Below are 12,620 nucleotides of genomic sequence, written 5' to 3'. Positions count from 1 at the left end.
TATTTGCGTACATTTACCAAGTCTCCTTTTGCTTTTCTTGTAGTCCAGGTACATACATTACGTTAAAATCACAAAGATTTGTACCTGTGTTTCCAGTTAAAATCGCATTGCCAAGCTGTTCCAAAACGCCTCCCGCATCATGCTTCCGTAATACATCATAAATATTCTGGCCAGCTTGCCGGATCTCGTCAAAGGTTTTGGAATCACAAATTCCGCCTGCGAAGCGGGTGGTTCCGTCTGTTCCTTCAGTGTCAACAGAAGCGAGTGCGGCGCCGTCAGTATACCGGGCTTCCAAAGCGAACCCGAGTGCCATCTCATGGCCAGGGCCTCCTCGGCCTGTGGCGGCATCGTCAACTTTGGTTGTTGTTTCCCCGGAACAGAAGACAAAACATGGCGGTGCAATTGGGACGTTTGTTTGATTGTATCTCGCGGGCAAGCGAGCCAAAAAAGATTCCTGCCTCACGGCTTTCTCCTTCAATAAAGGTAGAAAAGACCATTGAGGGCACACCCATCCTCGCGGCAATCTGAAGAGCAGCCTCACATGAATCCGGGACATCGTTTAACACAAAATGAGTCACCTTATTATCCAGTGTCTTAGGCGTTTCAATATCTGAGCCCTTGCCGGAAAGGTAATCAAGGATTGATTTCGGGATTCGGTCGGTAAGCGCGTAATTCTGGATACATGCAAATGCATCTTCAATGGTTGTTTCATCCGGTGCAATAGGGGTACCGGAAAATTCGACAGGTTCATTTCTATCAACTAGTGGCAAAGCGCCGACTGCATCACTGACTATAATGTTGATCAATTCGGCACCCCGGGCCCTTATACGCTGCCCAGCCGGCCGCCGTTTGTCTTACTATATGCCCCCACCGCGTTAATTTCAAGAATTTTGCGCCAGCACGTAAACACATCCTGTGCCCTGATCTCATCTTCCAGACTGATTTTCCGTCAACCGGACATCTGTCAATGTAAGTAAGGAAACCCTCCGCTGATTACCGATATGAATAAATCTTCCGGCTCGCAAATTATCAATCATCTGAAAAAAAGTTCTTTTGCGGCCTTCATTCCTTCGGCATTTGGCAGAGGATGTCCGCCTACATTGCCTTTATACGCCGATAAAATCCATTTGGTTCTGCAATCCTGACCGATATGATGCAAAAATGCTTTTCAGGCTGTCTCCAAGCACTTCGTCTACAGCCATTGCCATTGCATTGTTTAGTTTTACCTGCGCCGAACAAGTAAATGTTTTTCTTTCTTGAAAGATCCCACTGTTGTTTCCGATGATTAGACTATTCCCCGAGACGTGCATTTAAAATTATGTTGTAAAGTCAATCTCTTTCCACAAAAACTCCAACAGTTGAAGGATCATTTTTTTAGAAGATACATCACCGTGAGAAATCAGTTCAACATCGTTTTTGATTACTGCATTAATTAGCACCTCCAAAATTATGTATAAACTTCTCGGGCTCGGAATGAAAGACGGCTGATCGGACCGTCCAATTATTCCATTGTATAATTACGTGAATTTTATATGGGTGGGTTTATATGTAAAAAACCGGTTTTTACAATCTTTAATTTATTTCAGAAACGGTAGAAATACCCCTCGTTTAATATGTCTTCAATTTTGGAGCTTACCTTGAGGGAATTATCCTTTTCCCTTTCGGCAATTTCGTGAATCATATAATTAATAAGACAAAAAAGCGGTACAAAAGAATCTTTGAATCCTACACCGGATGAATCCGTTAGTATAACCAGATCTGCAAATTGTTCAAGCTGGGCGTGCGAAGGACCTGTAAACAAAATCACTCTCCCCCCCTGCTTGCGAATACGAATGGCCAGTCGCAGACATTTCTTGAATAAAACGTGGATAGGCAAACAAAATACACACATCATGGCGGCCAATCCGAACTATCTCTTCAGGATATGTGCTCGCAATCCCTTGGATAAGATGCGCATTTAATTTAATCTGTCGAAGTATGGTGCAAAATAGAAAGGCTGGCGCAAAACAAGTGCGGAGTCCCATAACATATACGTTTTGAGCTTCCAGAATCATCTCAAAAGCCTTTTCAAGTTTGTTTTCAGATAAGGTTAAAATAGTTTTTTCAATTCCTTCTATTTCCTTCTTAAAATATACATCTAGTCGACGTAACTCTTTTTCAGAAACCGTTATGGTACGTATGCGCTCCGGTAAACTGATGTTTCCCTTTATATTATTTTGAATATTCTCTTGAAAATCAGTAAATCCATTGTATGACAGCACTCTTGTGAAACGTATAACAGTTGTACTGACTCCGATTTTTGCTGCAAGTTCATACAGTGTGTCAAACGCAATCTCACCCAGATTATCTAGAATATATTTTGCCACACGCTTTTGAGATTTTGTCATTTTCGCATAAGAATTGTTAATTTCTTTTACTAAATCCTTCATTATTTCCCCTCCATAAAAAGTATCTCATAGTACATTTTTGTTGTCAATAATATGCTGTTTTTTTGTAATAGATCACTAATCAATACTATTATAACTAGTAAAACTGCCCAAAAATTAAGAGCTGCAATCAAAGAATCTTAGTTATGAAAAAAACGATGTACAAAATTGTACTATTTAATACATTTTTACCAATGTAGTGAAACAACCTAAATTCATTAACTGACTTTATAATTTAGACACGTCTATTTACAATTTCCTGTGCTCATTAGTGTTGCATAAAACTTTTTAAAAAAATTAAATGTAATATTTACCTGTAGAATTAAAGAAGGCCCCTCTGCTAATAAATATAGTAGCTGGCAAGCAACTACATTTATTAGCAAAGGAGCCAACGAACATGAATAATTGTACTACAGTTTTTGAAACTTTAAAAGGCTTTTCACCAAAGAATTTATTGGAAAGAGCCATTGCCGAAACAAATACCGATCACGAAACCAAGAAGTTTACTGCTCCGGCAATTTAATACGCTGCTTTATGCCCTAGTTAATCGGTAAAGAAGAAAGCCTTAGAGGTTGATTCAGCCATTTCTTGATGAAAGAAACACCAAGCTTATCAATGGCAGCTCCTCCCACCAAAACTTCTGTGTAGTTGAAAACATGACCAAATTTTTCTCCTATTTTACTTAACACCCTTAATCCTTGCTCTATTATTTCCGGACCAAACACGCCATCACCTTTTACAACTGCTATATTGTAACTCATAATGATTCTCCTATAAATCTTTAATTTTAATTTTTCATAATAATTTTTTCAAATGTTATATCTTTAAGAGTTTTACAACCTGTCATAATCATAGTCTCTATTAACTCTGCACCGATCTTTTTAGTATAAAGCTCGGCACCCTCCTCACCGCCAAAATGCCGCTATCGCATACGGCCTTCCAATCAAAACTGCATCTGCCCCTAATGCTATTGCTTTGAATACATCAGCACCAGTTCGAATTTACCGCCATCTACAAAAATTTTCAATTTATCTCCTACCATTTTTCTGATTTCAGGAAGCATGGCACAGGTTGCCGGAGTATCTGCAAGCACCCTTCCTCCATGTGAAGATACAACAATACCATATGCACCTGATTTTAAAGCTTTTTCTGCACTGGAGGCAGTCATAACACCTTTTACAATAAAAGGAATCTTCGTCATTGAGGATATTTCAGAAAGTTCTTCTACACTTTTTGACGAAACCGGCAAATTACCCATCAGAGCTAAGTTTAGTAACCCTGCCGAATCAATGTCCATAGCGAATGCCATAGCTTTAGTCTCTTCAATCATTTTAACTTGATCCAATACTTTTTCATTCTTCCATGGTTTAATTGTAGGTACAGCAATACCGTTTGCTGCTTTAATAATCAAAAGACTATTATATCCTCTTGCATTCCGTTTCCAGTAAATGCCGCACAACCAGCTTTATTTGTTCCAAATACAACTGCTGCATCATATTCAGCTTCCGTAAGTGCGCCATTATAATTAAGTTTCATTCCTGCTACTGGAGCTGCAAAAATTGGATACTGAAATGACCCCCGAACAGCGAGATTGTAGTATTCTGACCTTCATTTTTATAATTGTATCCATTTTAATTTTAACAGAAGACAGGAAATCGATGCATATAGTAAATCCGTTACCCCCGTTTCCTTTCGCTCCTACGCCCGGAATCTCTCCCTTACAAACAATTCCATTGCACTCCTTGCATACCCTACAATTAGGTGCCATATTCTTTTTAGCATTTTCTCTCATTTCTTGATATGTCATTAACTTCATCTCCTTTTCTTCTTTTATATAGATTCCTAACAACTCCCTTCAAAAAACTAATATCCTTCCGAATAGATGATTGTCTAGTTTTCTTTATTTATATAAATTAAATAACAAATATAGGAAGATCCTCTTTGCGCTCTTCCTATATCTGTTAAATAATCTGCGATAATTTGCCTTTGAGAATCTGACATATTTTTTCTATAGCTCAAATTCCCGTGTCAAATTGCTAAAAACTCTACTTATACCCATAAGCTCACAATAAATGTTGCCACTAAGCCTCCCAATGCCATAAACATATTAGACAGCGTTAATGTTTTCAAAGCCGTTTTCGTATCAAATCCCATGTAATTCGCATATACCCAAAAGTAGCTGCAATTGACATGCATAGGGGCTCTAGCACCAGCTCCCGATGCAAGGAAAATTAAAATTGGATCAATTCCCAATTGAGCGCCTATAGGTGCTGCCAGCGTAAGCAGTGACAACTGCTACCGTTCCTGATCCCTGTACCACTGTAAATACTGCAGCAATAAAAAACGGTATTAAGATAAATGGTATTCCTAAATTAGCAACCATATTTGCAAGACTGGCACCAGCACCGGATACTTTCAGAATTTCTCCAAGTGCTCCACCAGCTGCTGTTATAAAAATAATGGTTCCTGCATCCTTTAACGAACTATCCATAACATGTAAAACCTGTTTTTTGCCGATACGTTTACCAAGCAGTATAATTGCAAGTACCGTTCCACATATAAGCGCGATATTAGCATCGCCGATAAAACTAGTAATTGCCAAGACCGGAGATTCTTTCGGCAGAATCATTTTGGCAGTTGTATTTGATATAATAAGCAAAATTGGCAGCAGCAGTGGCATAATTGCCGCAAACATAGCAGGAAGATCCGTATCGTTTAAATCCACACTATCATTTGTATCTACTCCATCCTGATATGTGTAAAAACTATCCGGTTTGCTTCTAAGATAAAGTTCTGCAAACAACCAGCCACCTGCAGTCATTAAAATAGCTGCAAAACTTCCATAAAGAATGGCACGTCCGATATCTATTCCCAGCATACCGGCAGCTGATAATGGCCCTGGTGTCGGCGGAACAATACATGAGTTGCCAGCAATCCCGCCGAAAGAGAAACTGCCAATACGGCACGTGCTATTTTTGCTTTTTTTGCAATTGCTTTAACCAATGGCGCAAGTATAATAAATCCTGCGTCACTGAAAACCGGAATAGACACTATATATCCTGCAACAGCCATTGCGAAACTGGATTTTTTTTCTCCAACCATTCTCACCGTACCTAATGCAAGCTTTGTTGTTCCTTTTGATGCCTCCAGATAATTCCCCAGCATAATGCCAAAGATAATGATAATGCCGATATTCTTAATAGTTTTTGAAAAACCGGTTGTCATGTTATTAACAACTTCAACAGGTTGCATACCAGCCAGCAAACCCATTGCCAAAGCTGCTGCCATTAGAGCTACAAAAGCGTTGACCTTCATTTTAAAAGTCAAAAAAAGAATAATCGCAATCCCAAACAAAAAAACGATTTCAATTGGCATAAAACATTTTCCCCCTTATTTTTTAGCTCACTCTCGGAAATTCCAGGAGTTTTGGTTTAATGTATTCGCGTAGTGATGTCACCTCCTGCTTTTTATTAAATAACAGTTAAAATATATCTAATGAAATAACCATTATTTGCATTTATGTTTTCAATCGTTTTATCTTTCGCACATTATCCCATAATAGATATAATTGATATTTTTACATAATTAATATTATGGATATATATGCTACAAGATGATATGATTCATTTTACTTATCGGAAAAAGCTTAGACTCAAAATGCTGGAAAATCAAGAAATACAAAGAAAAGACCTGACTGTCTTGCTTGGTTTATGTTTCAATTTTTCTATCAAGGAAAAACTTTATCTGCTTTATGAGACTACTCTATCTATATCATTGTCCACCTCTTCAATTGCTTTTACCCATGTTACATGGGGAATCGCAAGGTATTCGGCAATTGCAGGCCCTACCTGCGCAGTGTCTCCATCGGTCGTCTGTTTACCGCAGAGAATCAGATCAAAATCTCCTATTACTCGGATTCCCTGCGATAGGGTATATGAGGTTGCAAGGACGTCTGCACCGGCAAATTTTTTATCCGAAAATATATATCCTTTATCCCCCCCCATCATGTAGGCTTCTTTAATAATTGCTTCAGCCTGTAAAGGACCCATTGTTACTACCCCCACCGTTCCCGACCCAGCTTCTCTTTCATCCTTACGCCGTTTCAACCGCATAAAGATCATAGGGATTCATCTTACTTTCAACCCATCCCTTTTAAGCACACCTGTCTTTTCATCTACTTCCACTTTTGTTGTCCCCGGTACTTGTTTTATACAAACTAGTATGTTCATGCTATTACTCCCCCTAGTCTCAGATTCGGTCTAGTGGCCTTACCGCCAATGCAAAAAATTTTATGCTATTTCTTTAACAAAATTCAGGTGTTTGTTCATAATTTCTTGTGCCAGTTGAACATCTTTATTCTTAATCGCTTGGTATATTTGAATATGCTGGTTATATAGAACCTTAGTATTAGCACTGTCTTTAAGAATTTTTGATCTGTTGAATCTTACCGAACTTTCAAATATAAAAGATACACATTCTGCTGCTTTAATAAGAACAAAATTATCCGTAAGGGAAAAAATGGCTTTATGAAATTTTATATCTGCTTCTACCCCCATATTTACATCGTTCTTATCTATGGCTTCTTCCATAAGCTTTATTGGCTCTTCCAGCAAAAATAAGCTACCATTATCCGATCTCATGCATACTAACTTTATTGCTTCAAGTTCAATCATTTTTCTAAATTCCAAAAGCTCTTCTTCCATGTTTTCATTTTTTATAAATAGTGGTGTAATCGCATTAATAAAAGGAGCGATATTGAGATTTGTTATAAATGAACCTTCTCCCGGCCGCACTTCAATCAATCCGATAATTTCCATCGCACTAAATGCCTCACGTATAGATGCTCTGCTTACATTAAACATCTCTGCGAGTGTGCGTTCGGGTGGAAGTTTGTCTCCAACCTTTAATTTTCCTTGTTTAATAAGTTCAACGAATTGCTCTATAATGTATTGGTATATTCTTCTTGTGTTTACAGGAGTAATGTTCATAAGTTCCCCTTTCTTGTCTGGTGGCCTTACCGTTAATAGTATTATATTCCATTTAAATCCAACTGTCAAGTTCTTCATGATCATTATTTTTCTTATATGTTCCATTCTTTTTTGAATATTCTTTCGATAAGTATTAGGATGAGCCTATTTATAAAACATACTATAAGATCATGAAATTTTATTTATAATTGGTATCTACTTACTTGACAAATAATAAAAAATTATATATATTTTTTGTAACATGTCAGACATGAAATACTTTTGATAAAAAGGCGGTAAAACAATGAAAGCAATTGAAAAGATTTCTATCACAGACCTTGTTGTGCATAATATAAAAGACCTAATCTTATCCGGAAAATATAAAGTGGGCGATAAACTACCTACTGAAAAACAAATTTGTACAGAACTTAATGTGGGCCGTTCAACTGTAAGAGAAGCTTTTAGGGTGTTGCAAGCTATAGGACTTATCCAGATGATAAAAGGACGAGGTGCTTTTGTAGCAAAAACTAAAGAGGATGATCCTGACAATATTGTAAACTGGTTTGTGCAGCACAAAGTAAAGCTTACCGACTTTATAGAAGTCAGGATGGCAATTGAACCCCTGGCCATTAAGCTATGTATTGAAAGGGCGTCACAAGATGAAATCAAAGAAATCGAAGAGGTATATAATGCGTTCGAAGAAGCTTTCCAAAACTATGATAGTGTAAAATTGGCTCTGAATGATGAAGCATTTCACAATACCATTATTGAGATGACCCACAATCAATTACTCATCATGATCAATAAAAATATTGTGGAAGCTTTTCGCGAATATCGGAATAGGTCTTTTTCGGTTAGTGAAATTGCAAGAAATGCTTTAGTTCCACATAAAAGTATTGTTGACGCTATAAAAGCAAGAGATGTTGATAAGGGTGTAAATGAAATGATTCACCACCTTAATATTTCATTACAGGATATCTCAAAAGTTGTAGAAAAGAAATCATTGATGTAATATGAATACTATATTCATATTACATCAATACTCAGCTTTCTTTATGCCGGTCATTTATAATTGGCATTATAATTAAAAAACCGGCTTTAAATTTTTCTATAGATCATTTCAAATTCTCATTTTTCATTAGTGCTATATATTAATGTGGATAATTTATTTAATCTGTAATGACACCCTTTTTCAGAATCATATTCGCATAAAGAGCTTTTTCACCGGTTGCAATAATCGCATAAGCCTTTTTTGCTTGCTCGTAAAACTCAAATCTGCTCAGATATTGAAATTCTACTGTTTCAACTTCATATTTATTTATTATCTCCCGATATCTCTTCCAAATAGTAGGCTGATTTGCACCTTCTTGCTCACTTTTCATAAGCATGATAGGATATTCCATACCCACATCCAAAGGAAATAATCCTAAAATTGCTTCAAGAAGAGGTGGAAGATCATGACCATCACAGCGTGCCAATCTTTGTGCACAACTCTTAGCAGGAAAATTGGCATCGGCTAGTACAATTTCATCTCCGTGACCCATTTCCATCAATATTTTTAATAACTCAGGCGATATAATAGAAGGTATGCCTTTTAGCATGTGCGTGCCACCTTTCAAATTCTATATTTTTTTGCCCTGAATAGATTTATCCGATGACTCACCGTAATCTTCTCTATCTCTTGCCATACAAAGGACCGAAGTTGGAACAAGCCCTATAATCAGCACCTTCACGGTCGTTGGTTCCAAAAGCATTCCATGCACTTGGTCTAAAGATTCTGTCTTCAGGTACATTATGCATACATACAGGAATCCTTAACATAGATGCCAGCGTAATCAACTCATCTCCAATATGACCATAGCTTATCGCACCATGATTGGCTCCCCAGTTGTTCATTACCGAGTATACATCTTTAAATGCGCCTTCATTGCTTAAGATAGGTACAAACCAAGTGGTGGGCCATGTAGGATCGGTACGCTTGTCTAAAACGCCGTGAATTTTCTCCGGCAGGTCCACTGTATATCCTTCTGCAATTTGAAGTACCGGGCCCAAACCTTTTATCAGATTAATTCTTGACATGGTGACAGGCATGCCGCCTTTTGTCAAGAAATTGGATGAATACCCGCCTCCTCTGAAATAACCAAGGTTTGCAGGTCTCCATGAAGTTGCTTTCAGGCATTTTTCCGCTTCTTCCGGTGTAATATCCCAAAAAGGCTTCATGGCCGGTTTTCCGTCAATGGACTGCTGCCCTGTACCGTCTAGGGTTGTGGAACCGGAGTTAATCAAGTGGATGATTCCGTTTTCGGCAAGTCCGGTTAATTCTTTACCGGTCACACGTTTAACCGCTTCCGGACTCCAGTATGTTCTGACATCAGAAAAGATTTGTGCCGTATTGGTTAATAGGTGTCCGAACAACATGGATACACCGTTTAAGCAATCATTTTCAGTGGCAACGATAAATGCCTCTCTGACTCCGTTCCAATCGAAGGAGGAGTTTAGTATTGCTTCTAAGAAATCACCATTGGGAAAATGGTCGGTCCACTGTCTTTGTCCCTGGAATCCTGATGCAATGGCATTATGACCTAATGCTTCTTCTTCAAAACCCATGTCCGCAAGCTTGGGATTTCCTATCATTAAGTCTCTTGTTATTAACGTCATCTTGACAACGGTTTCCCAATCTTTGTCTTTTTGCTCCCTTGAGCGCTGTATCTCGGCAGGATTGTTGTCGGCTCCTTCACTGCAGTTTTCTTTTACCCAGCTTAGCGCTTTTTCGTATTCTTCTTTATCATAGATCTCTTCTTCTATTCTTCTGATATATTCCGATGTGTCTACATATTCATTGCGCATCCCGAGATAATCTTGAAAGAAGTCTTCGTTGACCATGGAGCCCGCAATGCCCATTGATACCGAACCAACCGCAAGATAGGACTTCCCTTTCATGGCAGCTACCGCAAGCCCTGCTTTTGTAAATCTAAGCAGCTTTTGCTGCACATCTTCCGGGATGGTGCTGTCTCCCGAATCTTGCACATCTTTTCCGTAAATTCCGAATGCGGGAATTCCTTTTTGATCGTGTGCTGCCAATACGGAAGCAAGATAAACGGCTCCCGGCCGTTCCGTGCCGTTAAATCCCCAAACTGCTTTTGGAATGGAAGGGTCCATATCCATCGTTTCTGCTCCGTAGCACCAGCATGGGGTGACGGTGATGGTCACGCCTACCCCTTCTCTTGAAAACTTTTCAGCTGTTTGTGCCGCTTCTGCCACACCGCCTATACAAGTATCCGAAATGACACATTCTACCGGCATCCCATTGGAGTGTCTTAGATTTTCTTCCAAGAACTTGGCTGTTGCTTTTGCCATATTCATGGTTTGTTCTTCTAATGATTCTCTAACCCCTCTTCTTCTTCCGTCAATCGCAGGGCGAATCCCTATTTTGGGCATGGACCCATAGAGTCTCTTTTGATTTAGATGTATTTCCATATTTTTATTCGACATGTTATACCTCCTTTGACTGATCTTTGTGTTCACTATACTGATTTACAGTACACTACTTACCCATGGCTGAGATTTTTATCTCTTTTAACCTCTTCATTACATCATTGCCGCCGCAGCCAAAATAATCATGAAGTTTTTTATATTCTTCATACAATTTTTCATAGACAGCCGCATTTTCAGCAATTGGCTTATAAGATGCTTCTTTTACTTTTCCCATTGCTTTTGCAGCATGAACGATACTGTCATAACCGCCCTTTTCTTTGCCTGCAGCAACTGCTCCAAACATGGCGGCACCTAGTGCGGGAGCTTGCGGTGAATCGGTTATTTTTATTTCTATATTTGTAACGTCGGCATAGATCTGCATTAAAAGTTCATCTTTTTCTGCAATACCGCCTGCCGCATATAGCTCATAGATCGGCACGCCGCTCTTTTGAAAAGTTTCAATGATCATCTTTGTACCGAAAGCAGTTGCTTCTATCAACGCCCGGTATATTTCTTCCGGTTTGGTCAGCAGCGTACATCCAAGGATTAATCCGGTAAGATCAGCATCTACCAATACCGACCGGTTTCCATTCCACCAGTCAAGGGCCACTAACCCGCTTTCTCCAACTCTCAATGCAGATGCTTTCTCTTTTAGCAGCTTAAAGATATTGACTCTTTTTTCTTTCGCCTCTTGCATATATGAGGCAGGCACACAGTTTTTTACAAACCATTCAAAATGATCTCCTACACAGGCTTGCCCGGCTTCATATCCATAATATCCGGGAATGATCCCATCTTCTACTACCCCGCACATGCCGGGTACCATTTTTTCTTCTTTGTCTAAGATCATATGGCAGGTAGAAGTTCCCATGATCATCATCATTTTCCCCGGCTCTGTGATACCTGCTGCCGGCACAGCCGCTTGCGCATCTCCTATTGCTACTGCAACCGAAGTTCCTTCTTTTAATCCCGTTAACTCTGCTGCTTTTTTTGTGATCTCTCCTGCTTTCATCCCTAAGGGATAAATATCTTTATTTAGTTTGTGCTCTATGACATTTTCAAGTCTCGGATCCAATGCTTTAAAAAATTCTTTAGACGGATATCCTTCTCTTTTATGCCACAGCGCTTTGAGCCCCGCAGTGCAGCTATTTCTTTTTTCTTGTCCGGTCAGCTGTAGCACCATCCAATCGGCTGATTCCATAAACCGGTCTGCGGCATCATAAATTTCCGGTGCTTCATTGACGATCTGCCATATCTTTGGGATCATCCATTCCGACGATATCTTTTCACCATACCGCTGAAGGAATTTCTCCCCTCTTTGGGCAGCAATTTCAGTCACACGGTTTGCTTCATCCTGGGCCGCATGATGTTTCCACAGTTTTACATAACTGTGACCATTGGATCTGAATTCATCTTTAAAACACAATGGAACACCTTCGCTATCGATAGGCAGCATGGTACACTCTGTAAAATCCACGCCTACCCCTATAATATCTTCCGGATTTACTCCCGACTGTCTTATGATCTTTGAGACTGTTTCCTGGAGCACTTCGATGTAATCGTTGGGGTGTTGTAATGCCCAATCCGGTTCCAGTTTTGTTTTACCGTCTACAAAATATTCATCCATGACGCCATGGGTATATTCCTTCACCGCTGTTGCAATTTCGCTGCCGTCGGCTACATCTACCAATACTGCTCTACCCGACTGGGTCCCGTAGTCCAAGCCTATTACATATTTTTTATTCATAAATAT

15 protein-coding genes and 1 pseudogene are annotated in these 12,620 nt (G+C 39.2%); 2 read left to right on the top strand and 14 right to left on the bottom strand.

All coding sequences use genetic code 11. From position 1 onward, the window contains the following. Nucleotides 1–13: 13 nt before the first annotated feature. The 4 genes from QKW49_RS19880 to QKW49_RS19865 form a co-directional block, all read right to left on the bottom strand. Complete coding sequence (locus QKW49_RS19880; protein ID WP_282864381.1) at nucleotides 14–463, bottom strand: MOFRL family protein; 450 nt, start codon at nucleotides 461–463, stop codon at nucleotides 14–16. Then, nucleotides 351–827 (bottom strand): DUF4147 domain-containing protein, encoded by a 477-nt coding sequence (locus QKW49_RS19875; protein ID WP_349239139.1) that lies wholly within the window; start codon nucleotides 825–827, stop codon nucleotides 351–353. The genes QKW49_RS19880 and QKW49_RS19875 overlap by 113 nt, the downstream gene beginning before the upstream one ends. 755 nt (nucleotides 828–1,582) lie before the next feature. After that, nucleotides 1,583–1,807 (bottom strand): hypothetical protein, encoded by a 225-nt coding sequence (locus tag QKW49_RS19870; RefSeq protein ID WP_282864378.1) that lies wholly within the window; start codon nucleotides 1,805–1,807, stop codon nucleotides 1,583–1,585. Beyond that, the gene (locus QKW49_RS19865) at nucleotides 1,770–2,429 is read right to left on the bottom strand and encodes a MurR/RpiR family transcriptional regulator (RefSeq protein WP_282864377.1); all 660 of its coding nucleotides are present in this window, start codon (nucleotides 2,427–2,429) and stop codon (nucleotides 1,770–1,772) included. Before QKW49_RS19865 ends, QKW49_RS19870 begins: the two co-directional genes overlap by 38 nt. A 394-nt stretch (nucleotides 2,430–2,823) precedes the next feature. On the opposite strand from QKW49_RS19865, the gene QKW49_RS19860 reads away from it, so the two are divergent. Continuing rightward, nucleotides 2,824–2,949 carry a hypothetical protein gene (locus QKW49_RS19860; RefSeq protein WP_282864376.1) on the top strand — a complete coding sequence of 42 codons (126 nt, stop codon included), beginning with the start codon at nucleotides 2,824–2,826 and terminating at the stop codon, nucleotides 2,947–2,949. A gap of 16 nt (nucleotides 2,950–2,965) precedes the next feature. Here QKW49_RS19860 and QKW49_RS19855 read toward each other — a convergent pair whose 3' ends face one another. The 7 genes and pseudogenes from QKW49_RS19855 to QKW49_RS19815 all read right to left on the bottom strand — a co-directional run bounded on the left by QKW49_RS19855 (nucleotide 2,966) and on the right by QKW49_RS19815 (nucleotide 7,414). Beyond that, entirely contained in the window at nucleotides 2,966–3,187 is a 222-nt protein-coding gene (locus tag QKW49_RS19855; RefSeq protein WP_349239046.1) for an isocitrate/isopropylmalate family dehydrogenase, read from the bottom strand. Nucleotides 3,188–3,393: 206 nt separating this feature from the next. Then, a complete protein-coding gene (locus QKW49_RS19845) occupies nucleotides 3,394–3,837 on the bottom strand; it encodes an alpha-hydroxy-acid oxidizing protein (RefSeq protein ID WP_282864375.1) in 444 nt (147 codons plus the stop codon). Between the two features lie 114 nt (nucleotides 3,838–3,951). Next, nucleotides 3,952–4,233, bottom strand: a complete 282-nt coding sequence (locus tag QKW49_RS19840) for a hypothetical protein (protein WP_282864374.1) — start codon at nucleotides 4,231–4,233, stop codon at nucleotides 3,952–3,954. A 435-nt stretch (nucleotides 4,234–4,668) separates the two neighbouring features. Beyond that, nucleotides 4,669–5,304: a TRAP transporter large permease subunit gene (locus tag QKW49_RS19830; protein WP_282864373.1), complete on the bottom strand. Its 636-nt coding sequence runs from the start codon at nucleotides 5,302–5,304 to the stop codon at nucleotides 4,669–4,671. Next, complete coding sequence (locus QKW49_RS19825; protein ID WP_282864372.1) at nucleotides 5,292–5,801, bottom strand: SLC13 family permease; 510 nt, start codon at nucleotides 5,799–5,801, stop codon at nucleotides 5,292–5,294. The genes QKW49_RS19830 and QKW49_RS19825 overlap by 13 nt, the downstream gene beginning before the upstream one ends. 404 nt (nucleotides 5,802–6,205) lie before the next feature. Beyond that, nucleotides 6,206–6,655: pseudogene (locus QKW49_RS19820) on the bottom strand (electron transfer flavoprotein subunit beta/FixA family protein); the annotation flags it as partial. A gap of 60 nt (nucleotides 6,656–6,715) precedes the next feature. Beyond that, nucleotides 6,716–7,414, bottom strand: a complete 699-nt coding sequence (locus QKW49_RS19815) for a FadR/GntR family transcriptional regulator (protein WP_282864371.1) — start codon at nucleotides 7,412–7,414, stop codon at nucleotides 6,716–6,718. A gap of 283 nt (nucleotides 7,415–7,697) precedes the next feature. Between QKW49_RS19815 and QKW49_RS19810 the strand changes: the two genes are divergently transcribed. Next, nucleotides 7,698–8,405 (top strand): FadR/GntR family transcriptional regulator, encoded by a 708-nt coding sequence (locus QKW49_RS19810; RefSeq protein ID WP_282864370.1) that lies wholly within the window; start codon nucleotides 7,698–7,700, stop codon nucleotides 8,403–8,405. A gap of 157 nt (nucleotides 8,406–8,562) precedes the next feature. Here QKW49_RS19810 and QKW49_RS19805 read toward each other — a convergent pair whose 3' ends face one another. The 3 genes from QKW49_RS19805 to araB all read right to left on the bottom strand — a co-directional run bounded on the left by QKW49_RS19805 (nucleotide 8,563) and on the right by araB (nucleotide 12,614). Next, nucleotides 8,563–8,994 (bottom strand): RbsD/FucU domain-containing protein, encoded by a 432-nt coding sequence (locus tag QKW49_RS19805; RefSeq protein WP_282864369.1) that lies wholly within the window; start codon nucleotides 8,992–8,994, stop codon nucleotides 8,563–8,565. 73 nt (nucleotides 8,995–9,067) lie between these two features. After that, nucleotides 9,068–10,885, bottom strand: coding sequence for an L-fucose isomerase (locus QKW49_RS19800; protein WP_282864368.1), 1,818 nt, complete (start codon nucleotides 10,883–10,885; stop codon nucleotides 9,068–9,070). Between the two features lie 52 nt (nucleotides 10,886–10,937). Then, nucleotides 10,938–12,614: a ribulokinase gene (araB, locus tag QKW49_RS19795; protein ID WP_282864367.1), complete on the bottom strand. Its 1,677-nt coding sequence runs from the start codon at nucleotides 12,612–12,614 to the stop codon at nucleotides 10,938–10,940. Nucleotides 12,615–12,620 lie beyond the last annotated feature (6 nt).

It is taken from the genome of Petroclostridium sp. X23 (assembly GCF_030013905.1).
In the GTDB taxonomy this organism is placed as follows: domain Bacteria; phylum Bacillota; class Clostridia; order SK-Y3; family SK-Y3; genus X23.
This window is presented reverse-complemented; position numbering and strand designations above follow the sequence as displayed.